Annotated in this window: 21 protein-coding genes; 3 read left to right on the top strand and 18 right to left on the bottom strand. The window is 71.4% G+C overall.

All coding sequences use genetic code 11. From position 1 onward, the window contains the following. Positions 1 to 131 precede the first annotated feature (131 nt). The 7 genes from AMO33_RS07485 to AMO33_RS07455 form a co-directional block, all read right to left on the bottom strand. Positions 132 to 524 carry a cold shock domain-containing protein gene (locus AMO33_RS07485; RefSeq protein WP_060593358.1) on the bottom strand — a complete coding sequence of 131 codons (393 nt, stop codon included), beginning with the start codon at positions 522 to 524 and terminating at the stop codon, positions 132 to 134. Between the two features lie 94 nt (positions 525 to 618). Continuing rightward, positions 619 to 2,331 (bottom strand): acyl-CoA dehydrogenase family protein, encoded by a 1,713-nt coding sequence (locus AMO33_RS07480; protein ID WP_060591552.1) that lies wholly within the window; start codon positions 2,329 to 2,331, stop codon positions 619 to 621. A gap of 93 nt (positions 2,332 to 2,424) precedes the next feature. Then, complete coding sequence (locus AMO33_RS07475) at positions 2,425 to 3,051, bottom strand: TetR/AcrR family transcriptional regulator (RefSeq protein ID WP_060591549.1); 627 nt, start codon at positions 3,049 to 3,051, stop codon at positions 2,425 to 2,427. Positions 3,052 to 3,106: 55 nt separating this feature from the next. After that, entirely contained in the window at positions 3,107 to 4,432 is a 1,326-nt protein-coding gene (locus AMO33_RS07470; RefSeq protein ID WP_060591546.1) for a pyridoxal-phosphate dependent enzyme, read from the bottom strand. Next, positions 4,432 to 5,841: a Y4yA family PLP-dependent enzyme gene (locus tag AMO33_RS07465; protein ID WP_060591543.1), complete on the bottom strand. Its 1,410-nt coding sequence runs from the start codon at positions 5,839 to 5,841 to the stop codon at positions 4,432 to 4,434. Before AMO33_RS07465 ends, AMO33_RS07470 begins: the two co-directional genes overlap by 1 nt. Then, the gene (locus tag AMO33_RS07460) at positions 5,838 to 7,103 is read right to left on the bottom strand and encodes a heavy-metal-associated domain-containing protein (protein ID WP_060591541.1); all 1,266 of its coding nucleotides are present in this window, start codon (positions 7,101 to 7,103) and stop codon (positions 5,838 to 5,840) included. Before AMO33_RS07460 ends, AMO33_RS07465 begins: the two co-directional genes overlap by 4 nt. After that, positions 7,100 to 8,392, bottom strand: coding sequence for an aminotransferase class V-fold PLP-dependent enzyme (locus tag AMO33_RS07455; protein WP_082668712.1), 1,293 nt, complete (start codon positions 8,390 to 8,392; stop codon positions 7,100 to 7,102). The genes AMO33_RS07460 and AMO33_RS07455 overlap by 4 nt, the downstream gene beginning before the upstream one ends. 138 nt (positions 8,393 to 8,530) lie before the next feature. Here AMO33_RS07455 and AMO33_RS07450 point away from each other — a divergent pair, with 138 nt between their 5' ends. After that, entirely contained in the window at positions 8,531 to 8,962 is a 432-nt protein-coding gene (locus AMO33_RS07450) for a pyridoxamine 5'-phosphate oxidase family protein (RefSeq protein WP_011209100.1), read from the top strand. A 6-nt stretch (positions 8,963 to 8,968) separates the two neighbouring features. Here the strand turns inward: AMO33_RS07450 and AMO33_RS07445 are convergent, their stop codons facing one another. The 5 genes from AMO33_RS07445 to AMO33_RS32030 form a co-directional block, all read right to left on the bottom strand. After that, entirely contained in the window at positions 8,969 to 9,403 is a 435-nt protein-coding gene (locus AMO33_RS07445; protein ID WP_011209101.1) for a CBS domain-containing protein, read from the bottom strand. A gap of 101 nt (positions 9,404 to 9,504) precedes the next feature. Next, on the bottom strand, positions 9,505 to 9,951 hold the full coding sequence (locus AMO33_RS07440) for a hypothetical protein (protein ID WP_060591538.1): 447 nt from the start codon (positions 9,949 to 9,951) through the stop codon (positions 9,505 to 9,507). Positions 9,952 to 9,955: 4 nt separating this feature from the next. Beyond that, entirely contained in the window at positions 9,956 to 10,090 is a 135-nt protein-coding gene (locus AMO33_RS32515) for a hypothetical protein (protein ID WP_255266243.1), read from the bottom strand. Positions 10,091 to 10,122: 32 nt separating this feature from the next. Next, a complete protein-coding gene (locus AMO33_RS07435) occupies positions 10,123 to 11,379 on the bottom strand; it encodes a PucR family transcriptional regulator (RefSeq protein ID WP_011209103.1) in 1,257 nt (418 codons plus the stop codon). 260 nt (positions 11,380 to 11,639) lie between these two features. Continuing rightward, on the bottom strand, positions 11,640 to 11,816 hold the full coding sequence (locus AMO33_RS32030; RefSeq protein WP_167547506.1) for a hypothetical protein: 177 nt from the start codon (positions 11,814 to 11,816) through the stop codon (positions 11,640 to 11,642). A gap of 191 nt (positions 11,817 to 12,007) precedes the next feature. On the opposite strand from AMO33_RS32030, the gene AMO33_RS07430 reads away from it, so the two are divergent. Further along, the gene (locus AMO33_RS07430) at positions 12,008 to 14,110 is read left to right on the top strand and encodes an MMPL family transporter (protein ID WP_170916114.1); all 2,103 of its coding nucleotides are present in this window, start codon (positions 12,008 to 12,010) and stop codon (positions 14,108 to 14,110) included. Positions 14,111 to 14,113: 3 nt separating this feature from the next. Here AMO33_RS07430 and AMO33_RS07425 read toward each other — a convergent pair whose 3' ends face one another. Beyond that, entirely contained in the window at positions 14,114 to 14,692 is a 579-nt protein-coding gene (locus AMO33_RS07425) for a TetR/AcrR family transcriptional regulator (protein ID WP_060591535.1), read from the bottom strand. Positions 14,693 to 14,753: 61 nt separating this feature from the next. Here AMO33_RS07425 and AMO33_RS07420 point away from each other — a divergent pair, with 61 nt between their 5' ends. Then, on the top strand, positions 14,754 to 15,410 hold the full coding sequence (locus AMO33_RS07420; protein ID WP_060591532.1) for a class I SAM-dependent methyltransferase: 657 nt from the start codon (positions 14,754 to 14,756) through the stop codon (positions 15,408 to 15,410). 18 nt (positions 15,411 to 15,428) lie between these two features. On the opposite strand, the gene AMO33_RS07415 is transcribed toward AMO33_RS07420, so the two are convergent. Genes AMO33_RS07415 through AMO33_RS07395 form a run of 5 tightly spaced genes read right to left on the bottom strand, consistent with a single transcriptional unit; the run spans position 15,429 to position 19,736 of the window. Further along, positions 15,429 to 16,475, bottom strand: coding sequence for a prenyltransferase (locus AMO33_RS07415; RefSeq protein ID WP_060591529.1), 1,047 nt, complete (start codon positions 16,473 to 16,475; stop codon positions 15,429 to 15,431). Next, on the bottom strand, positions 16,462 to 17,190 hold the full coding sequence (locus AMO33_RS07410; protein ID WP_060591527.1) for a class I SAM-dependent methyltransferase: 729 nt from the start codon (positions 17,188 to 17,190) through the stop codon (positions 16,462 to 16,464). The genes AMO33_RS07415 and AMO33_RS07410 overlap by 14 nt, the downstream gene beginning before the upstream one ends. Continuing rightward, complete coding sequence (locus tag AMO33_RS07405) at positions 17,177 to 18,451, bottom strand: glycosyltransferase family 4 protein (RefSeq protein ID WP_060591523.1); 1,275 nt, start codon at positions 18,449 to 18,451, stop codon at positions 17,177 to 17,179. Before AMO33_RS07405 ends, AMO33_RS07410 begins: the two co-directional genes overlap by 14 nt. A gap of 2 nt (positions 18,452 to 18,453) precedes the next feature. Then, on the bottom strand, positions 18,454 to 19,314 hold the full coding sequence (locus tag AMO33_RS07400; protein WP_011209111.1) for an LLM class F420-dependent oxidoreductase: 861 nt from the start codon (positions 19,312 to 19,314) through the stop codon (positions 18,454 to 18,456). Positions 19,315 to 19,352: 38 nt separating this feature from the next. Beyond that, positions 19,353 to 19,736: a carboxymuconolactone decarboxylase family protein gene (locus tag AMO33_RS07395; protein WP_060591518.1), complete on the bottom strand. Its 384-nt coding sequence runs from the start codon at positions 19,734 to 19,736 to the stop codon at positions 19,353 to 19,355. Between the last annotated feature and the right edge of the window lie 119 nt (positions 19,737 to 19,855).

The raw sequence follows: 19,855 nt of genomic DNA, 5'->3' as shown, positions 1-19,855 counted from the left end.
TTCCTCCTCGGGTCGGCGTCCTCACCCGTGTCGACGCCGCGGCCGACGCGAATTCATCGCCCGGCGGGCGATCGGCTCGATCGTAGGACGCCGGTCCGACACGAGCGCGGATCTGTGCGCCCGCCGCGCCGTCAGTCCAGCCAGCCGCGTTCGTCGGCGAACGCGGTCAGCCGCTCCCGGATGGTGAGGATCTCCCCGGCGGTCAGCGCGGGGCTCGCGTCGAGCAGCAGCTCGGTGATCAACCGGCGATGCTCGTCGGCGCTGAGCTGGCCGCCGCGGTCCTTGCGGACGCGCGGTGCGGCGGCGGGCCCGCCACCGCCGACCGCGCTCAGATTGATCGCCTTGGGGCCGCGGTCGCCCTCGGTCACGTCGAACTCGAAGACCCGGCCCTGGCGTAGCTCGTCCTCGTCCAGCCCGATGTCGTTGACGTGGACGAACACATCCGGCCCACCGTCCTCCGGGCGGATGAACCCGAACCCCCGCGAACTGTCGAAGGACACCAATTTCCCGATGGACACCAACACCCGCTCCTCGCCGCCGTCGCTATCGGGCAACTCTAGCTCGCCAGCTCGCCGCGGTCGGCCCGAAGCGCGGTGGCGTCGTGCGAGTCGGCCGCCGTTACGGCGCCATCTCGTAGCTGCCCGCGTAACCGAGCACCTCCGCGTAGAGTCGCCGCGCGCGCTCGGGGTCGGAGACGGGCTTTGCCAGCGCGGCCAGCGCCCAGTCCTGCTGGGCCGGGGTCGAGGACGGCTTGGTGAAGATGCCCAGCGCGTACCCGGCGAAGTCGCGGACCAGCACCTCGAAGATCGCGTCGACGAGTTCTTCGGCGGTGCCGGCGAGCGCGGCCTGTTCGACGATGAGCTGGCCGTAGGGCAGCAGGGTGAACAGTTCGCCGACGGCGAGCTGGAAGTCGAGATCGGCCAGTTGCGCGTCGGTCATCGGCGCTTGCACCGGGAACTGCACGAACCGCTCGGCCTGGGCCAGGAACAGGGCGACGTTGGGCAGGTGCTCGAATCGGCGGAACGGGATCCGCCAGTCCGCGAAACGGACTTTGCTCAACCCCGCCGCGCCGGGCTGGCGGAACAGCGCCTCGTCGTCGCCGGGATCGCGGCGCACCGGCACCGGCGGCAGCTCGGCCGGGTTGTAGAGGAAGCTGGTCATGAACTTCAGCGTCAGCGCCATGTTCACGTGCGCGGTGCCCTCGAGTCGCGGCATCGAATCGATGATGCCGCGCGCCATCGAGAAGTAGGTGTCCTTCTCGAATCCCTTGGCGGAGATGACATCCGAGAGTTCCCGGAACACCCGCTCGCCCTCTCGGGTGACCTTCATCTTGCCGATCGAGTTGAACAGCACGAACCGCCGGTCCGCCGGGGACGAACAGCGCATGTAGTCGATGGCGCGCTCGTGGTAGAGCTTCATCGCGGTGATCCGCACGTAGGCGTCGGACAGGATCTGGCGCACCTGACCGAAATCGGTGACCGGGTGCCCGAACAGGATCTTGCCGTGCGCCTGGTTGATCGTCTCGTAGAAGCTGTGCTGGACGATGCCGAGGGTGACCATCCCGATGTTGAACTTGCCGCAGTTCACGGCGGCGAGTGCGACGTCGAAGGCCCGCCTGCCGGTGTGCAGCACGTCCTGCGCGCGCACCGGGTAGTTCGCCAGATCGTAGGCGCTGACGTAGTTCTGGCCGTGGATGACGTTCTTGACCAGCGTGTAGTTGGGGTGCTGGGAGTCGGCGAGGAACCACACGTAGGCGTCGGGGCCCTCGATGTCGGTGCGCCTGCCCAGGGTCGGCACCAGCCGCGCGACGTTGCCGTTGCCGATGTAGTACTTGCCGCCGGTGGCGGTGAAGCCGCCGGCGCCGTCGGGGGTGAGCAGCATGTCGGTGGCGTAGATGTCGGCGCCGTGGTCCTTTTCGGACAGGCCGAAGGCGATGATGCCGCCGCGGTCGAGTTCCTCGGCGGCGCGGGCGTGCGCCTCGGCGTTGTCGCTCTGCCAGATGGTGGCCAGCCCGAGTGTGGACACCCCCCAGGCGTACCAGTACTGGGCGCCGTAGAAACCGGTGATCTCGTTGAACTTGGAGATGAAGGCGGTGTCCCAGCGCTTGTCCGGATCGCCGCCGGCGTGCGCCTTCGGGGTCGCCATGTAGGCGAGGATGCGGGACTCGGCCAGGAAGGCCATCCAGTCGTCGTACCACTCGGCGCGGTGGGTGTCGGCCGTCAGCTTCTGCTTGCCCTTGCGCTCGAAGAAGTCCACGAGTGCCGTCAGCAGCTCCCGCGTCTTCGGATCGAACTCCGCGAAGGTGTCCGTCGTCGGGTTGAACAGTGGCATGGCAGCGACGCCTTTCATCTGAGGGCAGGTGCCTTCAATTTAGAAGTGAAGGCAGCCGCCGTCAATGCGGTGCCGCGAAGAAACGGTCCGGTGTCAGGAGCGGTAGAGCGTGCGGTAGGCCCCCAGCATCGCCACGCAGTGCTCGACGATCTGCTCGCGGGTCGCGCGCAGCGAACCGTTCAACCACGCCGAGAACATGCCCGCGTTCCCACTCGCCATGCTCACCGCCGCCAGCCTCCGCTTGACCGGATCCTCGATGTGGACGAACAGGTGATCCTGGATCAGCCGGGTGAACGCGGGCATCACCGCGATGGTGGTCTGCCCCAAGCCCGTGCTCGAATACGGCTCCACCAGGAACAGCCGCGACTTGCGCGGATCCTCGAGCACCTTGTCGACCAGCACCTCGGCCAGCGCCCGGTCGCGGGAAGGATCGTCGGCGTCGGTGAACGCCGTCATCGGATCGAGGAACTCCTCGGCGACCCCGCGGTAGAGCACGTCGAGCAACTCGTCGCGGCTGCTGAAACTCTCGTAGAAGTAGCGGTCGGTGAGATTGGCCCGCCGGCACACCGCGCGCATCGTGACTCCCGCCGCCCCCGCCTCCCCGATCAGGTCGAGCGCGGCCTCGAGCAGCGCGGCACGGCGCGCCTCCCGGCGCTCGGTGAGCGTCGTTCCACCCCAGATGCGGGGACCGGCGTCGTCTGAATCCTGACCTGTCTGCACGGCCCCACACTATCGTTCGGCCGGCGCCGCGCCGCTCGCTCAGTCGCCCGCGTCGTCAGCCGCGCTCCCACGGCAGGCCCGCGTCGCGCCAGGCCACCACGCCGCCGTCCAGGCTCGCGGCGTCGTAGCCCGCGCGCCGGGCGCGGACCGCGAAACGCAGCGCGACCTCGCCGACCGGGCAGACGAAGACGACCGGCCTGCCGCGGGGGAACGGCACGCCGTGGGTGAGCATGTCGTCGAGCAGGTCGTCGCGCAGATTGATCGCGCCGGGCACGTGCCCGATCCGGTAGGCCATCGCCCCGCGGGTGTCGACGACGGTCAGCCGCTCGGTCCGGTCGCGGTCGGCGAGTTCGGCCGGGGTCAGGCGGGGAACGGCGGCGAGTTCGGCCGGCGTGGGCGCCGCCTCGGGATCCGCGCCGCCGAACAGGTCGGGCCTGCGCTTCTTGATATAGGACAGGTACGGCTCGAGCCGGTCGCAGACGATCACGACCGCGACGACCGGACCGTCCGGTGGCCGCCGCGAACGGTCGAGGTCGCGCAGTGTCTGTAGGGCCGCCGCGTAGGACGCGCCGCTGGTCGGCCCGGCCAGCACGCCGTACCCGGTGGCCAGGCGCAGGGTGGCCTCGATGGCGGTGCCGGAGTCGACCGCGAGGATGCGGTCGTAGAACTCGGGCCGGAACAGCCCCACGTCCCACATCTCGGTCTCCGAGCGGATGCCGGGGATGAAATCCGCCCGGGTGGACACCACCCCGATGGTGCGTAGGCCGGGATGGTGGGTGCGCAGGTGGGTGGCGGTGCCGCGGGTGGAGCCGGTGGTGCCGAGTCCGCCGACGAGATAGTCGACCCGGTCGATGCCGCGCGCGGCGAGGTCGCGGTGGATCTCGTGGCCGGTGCCGTGCCAGTGCGCCTCGATGTTCTTCTCGTTCGTGTATTGCGAGGGGTGGTGGTAGGCGCCCGGTGCCTGCGCCATCGTCGCCGCGATCACCGCCGCGACGTCGTTGGGCGCACCGGGATCGGGGCATTCCGACAGCCCGGGCAGTTCCACGATCTCGGTGCCGAGCAGGCGCAGCAGGTCACGGACCTCGCCGACCTTGATCCGGTTGGTGACCGCGCGCAGCCCGACGCCGGACATCGCGCCGAGCACCCGCAGGGCCTTGGCGGTGTTGCCGCTGGAGGCTTCGATCAGCCTCTGCCCGTCCGCGCGCACGCGGTCGAGTTCGTCGCGCAGCAGGGCGACCGCCACCCGGTCCTTCACCGAGCCGAAGGGGTTGTGCGACTCCAGTTTCGCGAACAGCTCGACCCCGTCCAGGCCGTGCACCGCCGGATCGAGTCGCAGCAGGGGAGTGTTGCCGACGAGGTCGGTGATGTGGTCGTAGCGCATCAGGCGGCGGCCTCGGTGTCGGGGCGCGCCGCGAAACCCGCCTCGGTGGACTCCACGACCCACCGCCGCGGCGGTGCCCACCTCGCCGCGGTCGAGGCGGACAGATCCATGTGATAGGCGGCGGTGTTCGGGAAGACCACCACGTCACCGGGCGCGGGCACGCCGGGCAGGAACACCTGCCGGGTCGTGATCAGGTCGCGTTCGAGACACAGCCTGCCCGCGAAGTAGACCCCCACCGCGGGACCGTCGTCGCGCCGCGCACCGGGCAGGACCAGCGGGTCGACCATCACCTCCTGGTCGGCGGGGGTCACGGTGTCGCGGCTGAGGTCGAGGGTGACCAGCACGGTGCCGTCGCCGAGTTCCTTGACGAACTCCACGCTCGCCAGCGTCAGCCCCGCGTGGTCGACCAACGCCTTGCCCGGCTCCAGCCAGAGCTCGAGCAGGTTGTCGGCCAGCACCGTGCCCAGTGGGCGACCCTCGTGCTCGGCCAGCGGGGCGGCCAGCAGTTCGGCGAGCATGTCGGACGCGCCGACGGTGTTGCCGTACTTGTGGAACACCGGCGTGCCGTGGGCCGCACCGCCTGCGACGTGATACCCGAAGGTCTGCCCCGGCCAGCTCATCGCAGGCCCACGCCCGGCCAGCCCGTCGCGCAACGCGCGGACGTAGCCGTCGAAACGGTCGGCGTCGGCGGTGAACACCTGGCGCAGCCCGCCGCCGATGTCGAGCACGTGCGGAGCGAGGCCGTGGGCGTGGGCGCGTTCGATCAATGCCAGGCAGGTCTGCACGGCGCGCACCCGGTCGGTCACCGCGCCGGAATCGAGGTGAAAGGCGAAGCCGAGGAACCGGATCCGCGAGGTGGACGCGGCCAGCAGCCGCAGGGCGTCGTCGACCCGGGGCAGCGGCACACCGAAGCGGCTGCGCGGCGTCCCGGGGAGGTCACCGACGCGCAGCAGCGCCGGTATCGGGTCCGTGCCGCGGGCGAGGTCGTCGAGGGCGGCGAGTTCCCAGAGGTTGTCCACGTTGATCGTGGCGCCGGACGCCACCGCCGTCGCCAGGAAGCGCGCGCCTTTCGGCCCCGTCACCTCGATCCGCGCGGGCGCGAAACCCGCCGCGCGCGCGTTCGCCAGTTCGCCGGGGGAGGCGACATCGATGCCGATGCCGCACCGCTCGGCCGCCCTCGCCAAGGCCGGCGAGCGATTCACCTTGTGCGCGTAGCACATCCGCGATCGCACCGGGCTCCGGTCGAGCACCGCCGCCAGCGCGCCCACGTTCTCGGCGAGCACCTGCGGGAACACCACGTGCGCGGGTGTGCCGGAGTCGGCGACGGCCGCGACGGCGGCCCGGTCGTCGAGGAAGGCGCGCACCAGCGGATGCAGCCGCGCCGGTAGCGCGGGCGGTTCGCCGCTCATACCACCGGCTCGGTGGCCGGACCGGCCACCCGCGGCCGCTCCGACACCGGGGTGTAGCCGCCGTCGCGCAACGCCTCGAACACCCTGGCCCGGTTGCGCGGGCTGCGGAATTCCGCCACGACCCGCTTGGTCTCCAGGTCGACCTCCAGCACGGGGACGCCCATGCCCGCCAGTGTCGCGGTGATGGTGCGCACGCAGTGCCGGCAGCTCATGTCGGGGACGTAACAGACCATGTCCTGCGCGGCGAGCGGCTCGTCGCCGGGTTCGCCGGTCTCGGGCGCGGCCACGATCCGGCAGCGGTCGACGACCGCGCCGAAGGTCTCCACGAAGCGGTCGATCACCAGCGGCAGCAGCGTGTAGTGCCGCCCGTCGAGCTGATGCGGCATCGCCGCCAGGCAGGCGGGCCGGGTGCCGGGCCCGAGCAGCGCGTACTGGCGGGAGATGAGGTCGAGCTCGTCGTGGTACTTGGCCAGCGCCTCGGCCACCGTCAGGCCCTCGGTGGTGGTCGCGCGGCGCATCACCGCGTGCGCCTCCGCGATGGTCGCGTCCTTCATCGCCCGCAGCGTGGCCACCGTCTCGGCCGTGTAGCGGACGGTGCCGTCGGGCAGCGCGACCAGCGTCGCCGGGATCATGCCGCGGCGGTAGGTCGAGGCCTGCAACTCCCAGAACCAGCGCGTGGCCACCGCGGTGAAGATGCCGGAATCGGCGAGCCCGCGGGCGAATTCGCCCGGCTCCCGGTACGGCGTCTGCCGGGCCAGCAGCGCGTGCTGTGCCAGCGCGCGCGCCGCGGCCTCGATGCCGACGCACAGGATCTCCAGCGGGTCGTGGTCGGTGGTGGTACCGGTCAGCACCGCGTGCTGTTGCGGTCCGAGCGCGGCGATCCGGGCGGCGAGCGCGGTGTCGGCGGTGAGCGCCCGCCGGAGCACGAGCACGGTTTCCCTGGCCGCGACGGGCACCAGCGGGCCGAGGCCGTCGGCGCGGAAGTGCCCGGTGTTCGGGACGCCGTCGCTGTCGGTCCAGGTCATCCGATGCGTGGCGGTGGTGACCTGCTCGGGACGGCAGGGTCGCATGAACCGCTCCAGATACATCCGCTGGGAGGTGGTGAGGTGGCTGCCGGGCTCGCCGCGCACCGGGGTGGCGGTGTATTCGACGAGCCGGGGTTCACCGGGCTCGAGCGGGCCGGTGAACAGGCCGGGCTCGGTGAGCTCGGCCAGCACCCGCGAGGCCGCCCTCCGGTCGTAGCGGGGGGTGTGCGCACTCACGTGACCTCCTCGGCGATGGTCGCGACACAGCGGACGAACCGGTCGATCTGCTCGACCGTGGTGTAGACGTGCGTGCTCACGCGCACCGAATCACGGTGCGGGGCAGCGTGGTCCGCGGCCGGCACGCAGTGCGATCCGGTGCGCACCAGGAAACCGTGCTCGGCCAGCACGAAACCGAGATCGGCGGCGGCGATGCCGTCGAGGGTGAACGAGACGATGCCGTCGCCGTCGGTCTCGGGGCCGTGGGCGGGCCCGGGCAGGAAGTCCAGGCCGGGCACCGTGCGCAGGCCGTCGATCAGCCGCCGGGTGAGCAGGTGGTTGTGGGCGGCGATGCGGTCGCGGCCGAGGGATTCCAGCACGTCGAGGGCGCTGCCGAGAGCGAGGACGGCGGGAATGTCCGGGGTCCCGCCCTCGAGCAGGTGTGGCATGCCGGTCGATTCGAGGCCCGAATCACCCACCCGCACACCGGAGTTCCCACCCGGCAGGAACGGCAGCAGCGAGTCGTGCACGCGCCGGCCGCAGTACAGCACGCCGAGGCCGGGTGCGCCGAACATCTTGTGGGCGGCGAGGACCGCGAAGTCGGCGCCGAGGGCGGTCACGTCCAGCGGCAGATGGCCCGCGCTCTGGCTGGCGTCCACGCACAGCGCCACCCGCCGGTCCAGGCCCGCCCGCAACGCCGCGACATCGGTGCGGCCACCGTAGACGTGATGCAGGTGGGCGAGGGTGACCAGCCGGGTGCGCGGGCTCGCGCGGGCGAGGATGTCGTCGATGTCGGCGGTGCCGCGGCGGGTGGTCGCGTACGGGACCAGGTCGATCCGCCGTCCGACCCGGCCCAGCAGTCCGCGCAGGTGGTGCCACGGCAGCACGTTCGACGCGTGATCGGCCGGGCTGTAGAGGATCTCGTCGCCGTCGTCGAGCACGGCGAGGCCCCAGCAGAGTGCCACGGCGTTGAGCGCGGCGGTGGCGCCGGGGGTGAACACGATCTCGTCGGTGTGCCCCGCGCCGAGGAAGGCGGCCGTCCGTGCCCTGATCTCGGTGATGCGTGCGGCCAGCGCCGTCGACCACGGGTAGGAGCCGCGTCCGGCGTTGGCGGTGCGCTCGCGGTGGTAACGGGTGACGGTGTCGATGACCGGCACCGGCTTCTGGGTGGTGGCAGCGCTGTCGAGATAGGTGTGGGCGGGGTCCGCGAGCGCGGGGAACAGTGCCGGCACGGACGCGAACGACGCGCCGACGGGGGAGGTGATCGACGGGCGGGTGGACGTGGATGAACCCGGCGTGGATGTCCGCACCGTGACCCTCCCTTCACCCACCGGGTGGACGGAATCCACGATACGCAGTTTTCCCGCCGCGCTCGAAGGTTTCACGCACTCAACATGTTTCGGCTCGCGGGCGGGGTGGTGCCGGACCCGCGGCCTACACTCGGAGGCATGCCGTTGAGCCTGGAAGAGCGTCAGGAGTTTCTCACCCGGCCGCACAGCGCGGCCCTGTCGGTCGCCGCCGGTCCCGGCCGCGGCCCGCTGCTGGTGCCGATCTGGTACCAGTACCGCCCCGGGTCGGACCTGTGGGTGCTGACCGGCGCCGACTCCCGCAAACTGCGCCACATCCGCGACGCGGGGCGGTTCAGCATCATGGTGCAGCAGGTCGAGCCCACCATCCGCTACGTCACCGTCGAGGGGCCGGTCACCGGGATCGAGCCGATGACCGACGCGCAGCACCGCGAGATGGTCGAGCGGTACCTGCCCGCCGACAAGGTGGAGTCGTATCTGAAGGCGGCCGAGGCCTACGGGCCGCAGGTCGTGGTCTCGATGCGGCCGGAGCGGTGGCTCTCGGCCGACCTGGGGTCCGTCGACGACATGTGAGTGCTGTCAGTAGCGGCCCTGCACGTAGTCGACCAGCAGCTGGCGCTCGGTGGCGAGTTCGGAGATCGCGCTCTTGACCACGTCGCCGATGCTGACGATGCCCACCAGCCGGTCGTCGCGCACCACCGGCAGGTGCCGGACCCGGTGCTCGGTCATGATGCGGCGCAGGCCGTCCACCCGGTCCTCCGGCGCGCACGTGCGCACCGGCGTGGTCATGATGTCGCTGACCGGCGTGTCCAGCAGCCCCGCACCGTACTCGTGCAGGCCGCGCACCACGTCACGCTCGGACACGATGCCCGAGATGCGGCCGCCGCCCGGCGACACCACCACCGCACCGATGTTGTGCTCGGCCAGCACCGCCAGCAGCGCACGCACCGTCGTACCGGGAGTGACGGTGGCGACCTCGCAACCCTTCCGACGCAAGATCTCCGCGATACGCATAAGCCTCACCATCCAGACTCACGGGGTTCCAGGATCGCGCGATCCCGCCCCCCACGCCAGCACGAATCGGCATCGAGTGGGGTGGGTCGCGAGACGTCCGCCTACGCGGGTCGACGAGACCGGCCACCGCTGCGGACGGCGGTCCGCAGGACCCGAGCGATATCGAAGCCGAAGCCGATCGCGGCGAGCCAGGTGAGCGGAGCCAACGAACCGCCGGCCAACAGCACGATCGTCGCGGCCCCGAGAACCATCAGGTCGAGCCACAACAGCAGTTCGACGGCTCTGAGCACCACAGCAGGAGTCCGTCCACGCAGGACGAGCGCACCCGCCGCCAGAAAAGTGCAGGTCGACAGCCCGACCAGGACGAGGACGAGCACATCAGTCGCCGCAAGTCGCCCTGGCTCGGGCTGCGAGACATGAAACAGCACCACGATGCCCGCCGCCGTGACCAGCGCGAGAGTCCCCAGGATCATCGAACTCCACGTGCGGATCCGATCGACGGAACCCAGTCCGGCTTGGGAGTCCTGGCCCGAGCCCATGACACTCATCGCATCACGCCGTCTTGACCGACCAGTCGGCGTCTCCATCTGTCACCGTGGCGTCGGTGTAGTTCTGAGCACCGGTTTCCGGCCACCGCGCACCGGGAAAGCCCTGCGGATTCTCGAGCTCGACCTTCAGCGCCTGCATCTCGGCACGAATCGGCATCGAGTGGGTCGGGGTCAGTGGGGGGTGCGGGTGGGGCGGTGGAGGTCGCGGGCGAGGAGGGCGATGGCGGCTTGGGAGATGCCCGCGGAGGTGGCCAGATCGATGCCGGTGAGTTGGGCGATGCGGCGCAGGCGGTAGTCGACGGTGTTGGGGTGGACGAACAGCTGACGGGCGGTCATCCGGCGGTTCATGTCGTTGCGCAGGTAGGCGCGCATGGTGTCGGAGAGTTCGGGGTGGGCGTCGAGGGGCTCGAGCAGACCGGCGACCTGGCGGGTGGCGGGACCGCCGCGGGTGAGCTGGTACTCCACCGCGAGGTCGGCCATTTCGTACAGGCCGGGGCCGCGTCCGGCCAGCTGCGCCAGCTCGAGCAGTTCGTGCGCCTGTTCGGCCGATTCCGGGATCCGGTCGGTGGCGGCGGTGACCACGGTCGCCGACAACGGCACCTCGGCGGCCTTGCCCAGTACCGCGAGCAGTTCCGCGGTGAACGGCCGGTGCTGCTCGCCGTGCGGGACCAGCAGTGTCCCACCGGTGGGCGACAGCAGCGCCAGCACCTGCGCGTCGAAGGCGGTGGCCAGCCCGGACTGCACGCGGCGCAGCTTGCGGCGCGCCGCGACCTGGGTGTCGATGCGCGGATCGAGCTCGTCGGGGTGCGCGGGAATGGCGAGCGCGACCACCTGGTAGACCTCGGCGATCGGGATCCCGCTCTGGCGTGCCACCGCCGAGCTGGCGCGGCCGCTCAGCAGTGCCGAGGCCAGCGTCTGCGCGGCGGTCTGGTGTTCGCGCGCGACCAGATGCTGCTCGTCGACGTAGGCGTCGCACACCGCGGCCGTGATCGATTGCAACAGTTCCAGCATGAGGTCGGTGGCGACCAGGACCTCGCCCACGTCACCGTCCTCGGCGGGCGCGGTGACCAGCCCGAACGCCATGCGCAGGCCCTCGTGGTAGGCGCGCAGGATGGTGCTCAACGGCACCGCTTCCCGGGCCCACTGCGCGGCCGCTTCGCGGACCTCGCCCAGCTGGTCGGCGGCGGGTACGGCGCGCCGGTCGAACATTTCCGCGGCCAGCGCCAGGCAGAAGCGGGTCACCTTGGTGACGTCACCGCGCAGCTGCTCCCCGGGCAGCGTCCGGCACGGGGCGGTGGACGCGAAGTGCCCGACCATCGTCGAGGCGACCCGGTCGGTGTTCTGCAACGGCACCGACGCCGGCCGCCCGCCGATTTCGAGCGCAGGCGCGGACGGCTCCGGAGAGAGGTCCGGCGCGGGCAAGGTCATGGATCAGCGCTCCCACTGCCACCTCGGGCGTCCTGCGACCGCGCCCGAATCGTGCCTCACTATAGGAAACGATTCCCACCAGCGGGTCGGCTTCGGCGAGATCGACACCGTTCGGTCGGGTATGTCCTGATTGCGGGTTCGCTTGACATGTCAGGCATTCGGATCCCCGTAGCGTGCGGCGATGTCGGGCGCGGCACGCAGACGACGGCCGGCCGCCGGATTCATCGCCCTCGGTGCGGTGTCGTCCCGGTGCCTCCCGGTCAGGGCCGCGGGGTGGTGTCGGTCGTGCCGAGTAGTTCGCGTTCGATCGCCACCGCGGCGTAGTGCTGGCCGCACGCCCGCAACTGCGCGATGCGGCGATGCAAGGCCTCGGTGCCGTAGACGGCGGCGATCTCGGCGATGCCGAGACGACGGGAACGTGATGGTGGCTGAGTCATGACGCCTGGCCTTCGACGGGTGTGAAGCTCCCCTGTTTCGGGTGATCCTAAGCGCGGTAATCGTGCAGATGCAAGCACATCTGTACGAACATCATTGTGCGCAAAGATTTTTCGGGACATCCGACAGTGGCCCGCGGCGCGCCGCGCCGGGGCACCGGCCGCGCACCCGCGCGGACGGCGGATCTGGGAAGGTGGACGACGTGAATCCGTGGGATCGGTTGGCCGCCGTCGTCACCGGGCGGCGCTCCTGGCTCGTGCTCCTCGCCCTGCTGCTGGCGTCCGGCGCCCTGCTGGGCCTGGTGGGCGCCAACGACTCGGCGGGACAGGCACCGACCTCGCTGCCCGACTCGGCCGAGTCGGCGCAGGTGCAGCGGCTGCTGCGGGATTTCCCCGGCGGCGACGTGGCCACCGCCATCGTCGTGCTGGACCGCCCCGACGGCGCGGAACTGACCGAGGACCAGGTGGCCGCGGCGAGCGCCGCCGTGGCGGGCCTGCGCACGGACGCGGGCGCCGCCCCGGATCGGCTCACGGTGTCCGAGGACCGCAAGGTCGCTCTCGGGCAGGTGCCGGTGCCGGGTGAGTTGAACGGCACGGCCCTCACCGACGAGATCGAGCGGCTGCGCACCTTGGCGGGCGAGGCCGTGCCCGCGGGGCTGCGCGCCCAGATCACCGGTGGCCCGGCGTTCGGCGCCGACATCGCCGACTCGTTCGCCGGCGCCGACGTCACCCTGTTGGTGGTGACCGCGCTGGTGGTCGCGCTGCTGTTGATGCTCACCTATCGCTCGCCGGTGTTGTGGCTCGTGCCGCTGCTCGTCGTCGGTTACGCCGACCGGGTCGCCGCCGGCGTCGGCGTCGGCCTGGCCCGGGTCACCGGGCTCACCTTCGACGGCTCCACCGCGGGGATCACCAGTGTGCTGGTCTTCGGTGCGGGCACGAACTACGCCCTGCTGCTCATCTCCCGCTACCGCGACGAACTGCACCGCGCCGAGGATCACCGCGCGGCCCTGCGCGCCGCCGTGCGCCGCTGCGCCCCGGCGATCGTCGCCAGCAACGTCACGGTCGTGCTCGCACTGCTCACCCTGCTGCTGGCCACCCTGCCCAACACCCGCAGTCTCGGCCTGCTCGCCGCGGCCGGACTGGTGGTGGCGGCGGTGTTCGTGCTGATCGCGCTGCCGCCCGCGCTCGCCCTGTGCGGGCGGCGGGTGTTCTGGCCGTTCGTTCCCCGTGTCGACGGCCGGGACGTGGCCGGGTCCGGGGTCTGGTACCGCATCGCCGCGGCGGTGGTGCGCAGGCCGCTGCCGATCGCGGCGGCCACGCTCGGCGCCTTGCTGGTATGCGCCACCGGGCTGTTCGGCGCGGATGTCGGACTCGCGCAGGCCGACCAGTTCCGGGTGCGCGCCGAATCGGTGGACGCGCTCGACACCGTCGCGGCCCATTTCCCTTCCGGCGCTTCGGATCCCACCGTGGTGTTGGCGCGCGCGGAGGCCGCCGCCGGCGTGCAGGCGGCGCTCGACGGCACCGACGGCGTGTCGCGCGCGATGCGCACCGGCCCCGCCCATGACGGGCTGGCCCGCTGGACCGTGGTGCTCGACGCCGCCCCCGCCTCGGCCGAATCGTTCGACACGATCCGCGCCCTGCGCACGCAGCTGGACCGGGTGCCCGGCGCCGAGGCGTTGGTCGGCGGCAGCGACGCGAAGGAACTCGACACCGCCGAAGCCGCGCGCGGCGATCAGCTGCTGGTGATTCCGCTGATCCTGGCGGTGGTGTTCCTGGTGCTCCTGGCGCTGCTGCGCGCGCTGCCCGCGGCCGTGCTGCTGATCGGGGTGACGGTCCTCAGCGCGCTGGCCGCGCTCGGGCTCGGCAGCCTGGTGAGCGAGCACATCTTCGGCTTCCCGGCGCTGGACACCACCGTGCCGCTGTTCGGCTTCCTGTTCCTCGTCGCGCTCGGGGTCGACTACACGATCTTCCTGGTCACCCGGGCCAGGGAGGAGGCGCCGGAATACGGCACCGCCACCGGCATCGTGCGCGCGGTCTCGGCGACCGGGCCGGTGATCACCAGCGCGGGCATCGTGCTGGCCGCGGTGTTCTGTGTGCTGGGCGTGCTGCCGCTGATCACGCTGACCCAGCTCGGCATCGTGGTCGGTATCGGTATCGTGCTCGACACCTTCGTGGTGCGCACCGTGGTGGTGCCCGCGCTGTTCGCTCTCGTCGGCGCGCGGGTGTGGTGGCCGAGCCGCCTCGACGCCCGGCCGGACACCGGCGACGTGCCGGCCCAGCGTGCCGGAATTCGTTGAGGCTCAGCGCAGGACGAGCATCGCCGAGCGCACGATGCGGTCGGCGATGTCGGCGTAGGACTCGTGGCCCATGCCCGCGCGCATCAGCGCGCCCGCGTAGATCAGCTCGAGCGACTCGATGATCTCCGGGTCGGGGTCGGGGGCCAGCGCGGCACTGATCCGCCCGCGGATCTCCACGCCGATGCGGGTGCGCAGGTGCTGCACATCGGGATCGCGGCCGAGCAGCGCGCCCGTCACCGCGCCGGACAACTCGGGCTCGTCGGCGACCAGCAGGGCGATCGTCCGCAATTCGGCGATCACGCGCGCCGTCCGGTCGGACCCAGCCGCCGCGGGCACGGGTGCCGCGCGCAGGCGCCGCCAGAAGATCTCGGCCACCAGGTGTTCCTTGGAGGAGAAGTAGGTGTAGGCGGTGGCGGCGCCGACGCCCGCCGCGGCGGCCACCATCCGGATCGTCATTCCCGCGTAGCCCTCCCGCGCCAGCACGTCGAGCGCCGCGCGCGTGAGCTTGTCGACGGTGTCGGCCTGTTTGCCGCTGAGCCGCCTGCGCGTCGCCTCGAGGGTGATGGAATCGCGTTCGGACATGTGTCTAGATGCTACTATTGTCGTTCCTGAACAGCAATATTCGAGGGAGAACGGTCAGTTCATGACGCAGCTCAGCGCCGGGTCCGCGGTCTCGGAAGCCGAATTGTTCGACATTTCCCGGTCGGTGCGCGGATTTCTGCCCGAGGACGAGGGACGCGCGCTGCACGCGGCCGCCGCGCGGTATTGCGCGGGCGGTCCGCTGGTCGAAATCGGCACCTACTGCGGAAAATCCACGCTGTTGCTCGGCGCGGCCGCGCGCGCGTGCGGGTCGACCGTCTACACCGTGGACCACCACCGCGGTTCGGAGGAACACCAGCCGGGCTGGGAATACCACGACAGTTCCCTGGTGGATCCCGAAACCGGGTGTTTCGACACCCTCCCCGCATTCCGTCGCACCGTCCTGCGGGCCGGATTGGGCGACACCGTCGTCGCGTTGGTGGGCTCGTCCACCCAACTGTCGTCGGTGTGGGGCGCGCCGCTGGATTTCCTCTTCATCGACGGCGGACACACCGAAGAAGCGGCGCAGGCGGACTATTCCGGCTGGGCGAAATTCGTGGCGGTGGGCAAGGCACTCGCCATTCACGACGTCTTTCCCGACCCGGCCGACGGCGGGCGCCCGCCCTATCACATCTACCGACGCGCCCTCGACAGCGGCGAATTCCGCGAGGTGAGCGCGACCGGCTCGTTGCGCGTGCTGGAACGAACCGGCGATTCCTGACCGGGACGCCCGTGTCGGTCAGACGCCGACCGGCGCGGGCACCGGGAGCGCGGTCGAGCGGAACAGTCCGTTGGCGGGGGTGGTGCGTGAGAGCGCATCGGCGGCCAGCACCACCGCGGCCGCGGTCCAGGTGGTGCGCTCCTCGGGCCAGCGCTTGCCGTCGGCGAACACGAGGCCGGTCCAATACGAGCCGTCGTTCTCCCGCAGGTGCTGCATGGCGGCGAACAGGCGGTGCGCGCGGTCGTCGTCGCCGAGCGCGTCCAGCGCCATCACCAGCTCGCAGGTTTCCGCGCCGGTCACCCAGGGCCGGTCGGCCACGCAGCGGATGCCGATGTTGCCGACCACGAAGTCGTCCCACCGCGCATCGATCCTGGCCACCGCCGCCGGACCGCGCAGCGCTCCGCCGAGGACCGGGTAATACCAGTCCATCGAGTAGCGGTCCTTCGGGGTGAACAGGTCGGGTCGATGCCGCAGTGCCGCGCCGAGCCGGTGGCGGGCCTGCGCCCACTCCGGGCGCGGATCGTTCATCAGCTCGGCCAGCGCGACGGCGCAGCCGAGGCTGTGGTGGATGCTCGCGCACCCGGTGACCAGGGCCTCGGCGAGCACACCGCCGTGTTCGTCGGCCGCCCAATAGATCTGGCCCTGCGGACCGGCGGCGGCGAGGACGAAGTCGACGGCGGCGCGCACGGTCGGCCACAGCTCCGCGGCGAGATTCAGGTCACCGGTGCACAGGACGTGGTGGTAGACCCCGGTGGCCAGGTAGGCGCAGAAGTTCGTCTCGGCGCCACCGTCCTCGACCACCCCGGCGCGGAACTGGCGCGGCCACGACCCGTCCGGCCGCTGCGTCTCGGCCGACCACCGGTACGCGGCGACCGCTTCGTCCCGGAAACCGGTGACGGTCAACGCCATCGCCGATTCCACGTGATCCCACGGGTCGGTGTACCCGCCCGGAAACCAGGGGATCGCGCCCGTGGGTTCCTGCGCGGCCGCGATCGAGGCGCCGGTGCGGTGGCACTGTGAGCGGGTCAGCGCCCACGGGACGCCGGGCAGCTCAGACGGCGGCACGGTGCACCGCCGGCTTGGCGAAGTACAACGCGACGCTCTTGCCGATGAGCGGATCGAGCAGTGCTTCGGCCACCCGGGTGACCGCGGGACGGGACATCATGTCCCACACCAGCATTCGGTGGTAGGCGCGCACGAGGGCATGATCGCGCTCGACGCCGACCGCGCACTTGATCCACCAGTACGGCGCGTGCAGGGCGTGCACGTGGGTGCGGTGCACGAAGCGCATGCCGCGGCGGGCGATCTTGTCGCGCAGCTCGTCCGCGCGATAGATCCGCACGTGCCCGCCCTCGTTGCTGTGGTACTCGGTCGACAGCGCCCAGCACACCCGCTCGGGCAGCCAGCGCGGCACCGTCACCACCAGTTGGCCGCCCGGTTCCAGTACCCGCACCAGTTCGGCGATGGCCTGGTCGTCGGCGGGGATGTGCTCGAGGATCTCCGAGGCGATCACCACGTCGAAGTGGTTGTCGGGATAGGGCAGTGCCAGGGCGTCGCCGCGCACCGTCTGCGCGTTCGCGCCGGCGGGCGCCTCGCCGGCGGCCGCCATCGCCTCGAACATGGTCTGCACCCCGGCGAGGTCGTCGGCGTTCTGGTCGAAGGCGATGATGTCGGCCCCGCGCCGGTAGGCCTCGAAGGAGTGCCGTCCCGCGCCGCAACCGACGTCGATCACCCGGGTGCCCGGGCCGAGTGCGAGCCGGTCGAAGTCAACGGTGAGCACGAGGAACCTCCTGGGCGTTGTCGAGTGCGCGGCTCCCGGTACGGGCGATCGCACGCAGGTAGATCCGGGCCGTCTGGGCGGCGACCGATTCCCAGCTGAACACCGAGACGGCCCGCGCGCGGCAGGCGGTGGCCATCGCCTGCCTGCGCAACGGCGCGTCGAACAGCGCGCCGAGGGCGGCGGCCAGTTCGTCGGCGTCGCCGGGGGTGATCAGATCGGCGCAGACCCCCGGTTCGCCGACCACCTCCGGCAGCGCGCCGGTACGGCTGACCACCAGCGGCGTGCCGCTGGCCATCGCCTCCACCGCGGGCAACGAGAAGCCCTCGTACAGCGAAGGGATGCAGGCGATCTCGGCCGAGGCGAGCAGATCGGCCAAGTCCGCGTCGCTGAGGCCGGCACGCACGGTGACGATGTCGGACAGGCCGAGTTCGGCGATGAGCTTCTCGGTGGGACCCTCGGGTTCGAGCTTGGCGACCAGCTGCAGTTCGATCCGGTGGGTCACCCGCAGCCGCGCGCAGGCCCGCAGCAGATGCGCCACGCCCTTGAGCGGCTTGTCGGCGCTGGCCACCGCGACGATGCGGCCCGCGACCCGCGGGGCCGCCCGCGGCGCGAACAGGGTGGTGTCCACGCCGAGCGGCACCACGTTGAGCCGGCCGGGGTCGACGCCGAAGTCGGCCACGATGTCGGCGGCCGACGAACTCGACACGGTGACCAGGTCGGGGATCCTGCGCGCGACCCGTTGCTGCATGCCGAGGAAGCCGTACCAGCGCCGAACCAGCGGTTTGCGTCGCCAGGGTGCGGCGGCCAGGTCCACCGCGCGGTCGCGGGTGATGGGGTGGTGCACGGTGGCCACCACCGGCAGGAACTCGGCGATGTCGAGCAGCCCGCTGCCCAGGCACTGGTTGTCGTGCACCACGTCGAAGTCGCGTGCGCGCTCGCGCAGCAGTCGCGCGGCGCGCAGGCTGAAGGTGCGCGGCTCGGGGAAGCCCGCGGTCCACATGGTCACCAGCTCCAACAGGTCGATCCGGTCGCGGATCTCGCGCGGATGCGGGGTGCGGAACGGGTCGGAATCGCGGTAGAGGTCGAGGCTGGGCACCTCGGTGAGGCGCACACGCGGATCGAGGTCCTCCGGGTACGGCTGACCCGAGAACACCTCCACCTCGTGTCCGAGTTCGGCCAGCCCCGCGCTGAGCTTGCGGACGTAGACGCCCTGTCCGCCGCAGTGGGTCTTGCTCCGGTAGGACAGCAGGGCGATCCGCACGCTCAGTTCCCTTCCCCGGCCGGGACGGCCAGTTTGGCGGCCAGGCGCTCCAGATAGGCCCGCACCTGTTCCTCGGGCTTGTCGGGCAAACCGTACAACACGTCGGTCACTCCGGCGGCCCGCCATTCCGCGAGCCGCTGCGCGTCGGGTTTGATGTCGAGTGCGACCACCCGGGGCGCTCCCGGCCTGCCCGCTTCCGTCCAGATCGACCGCAGCAGCGCGAGCCGGTCGGTGATGTCGGTTTCGCCCGGGGTGGTGATCCAGCCGTCGGCCGAGCGGGCGATCCAGCGGAAGGTCTTCTCGGTGCCCGCCGCGCCGATCAGCACCGGCACGTCGCGGCGCACCGGCTTGGGCCAGGCCCAGCTGGGACCGAAGTCGAGGTGTTCGCCGTGATACTCGGCCTCGTCGTCGCGCCACAGCGCCCGCATGCCCTCGAGGTATTCGCGCAACACCGTGCGGCGCTTGCCCGCGGGCACCTTGTGGTCGGCGAGTTCGTCGGTGTTCCAGCCGAATCCGGCGCCGAGCAGCACCCGGCCGCCGGAGAGGTGGTCCAGCGAGGCGATGGTCTTGGCGAGGGTGATCGCGTCGTGCTCGACCGGCAGCGCGACCGCGGTCGCCAGTTCGATGCGTTCGGTGACCGCGGCCGCCATGGCGAGGGAGACCCACGGATCGAGGGTGCGCATGTAGCGGTCGTCGGGCAGGCTCGCGTCACCGGTCTGTGGATGCGCGGCCTCGCGTTTGACCGGAATGTGGGTGTGCTCGGGAACGTAGAAGGAGTGGAAGCCGAAATCCTCGGCCGCGCGGGCCGCCGCGGCCGGGGTGATCCCGCGGTCGCTGGTGAAGAGAACGATGCCGAAGCGCATGGGTGTGCTGCCTTGTCTGTGCTGGGTCAGGTCGTGCGTCACGCGCCGAGCGCGGCGGTGACAACCTCGTCGAGTGCGTCGCCCTGCGCGGGGTCGAGCTGCGTGCCGAGAAATCGGGCGATCGCGTGCAGCTGCTCGCCGGTGCACTCCCCGTTGTGCAGCGCGGCGCTCACCTGGATGCTCGCGACGTCCGGCAGGCCACCCGCGGTGAGGGCGCCCAGCAGTAGCAACCTGCGATCGCGCACGCTCAGCCCGGGCCGCGACCAGATGCCGGCGAAGAGGTGGTCGGCGGTCAGGGCGAAGAGCTCGTCGGTGCCGTCGGCGAAGTCGAAGCCGTAGACCTCGGCCATCTTGGCCAGCCCGCGCTCGCGCACGGTCGGTCCGGGGTTCTCGGCGCCGGTGGGCGGGTGCGGCGCGGTCATGGCCGCGCGATCCGCGCGCCGGTGCGGACGGTGTGCTCAGTGGTACGCCGCATGCGGTCACTCCTGGGGCCCGGGGGAGCCGCGGGGCGGGTCCGCGGCTTTCCTGCGCTGTCTGGACA

This window comes from Nocardia farcinica, assembly GCF_001182745.1.
Lineage (GTDB): Bacteria > Actinomycetota > Actinomycetes > Mycobacteriales > Mycobacteriaceae > Nocardia > Nocardia farcinica.
Note: the sequence above shows the minus strand (reverse complement) of the source record. Positions and strands in the feature narration are given on the sequence as shown.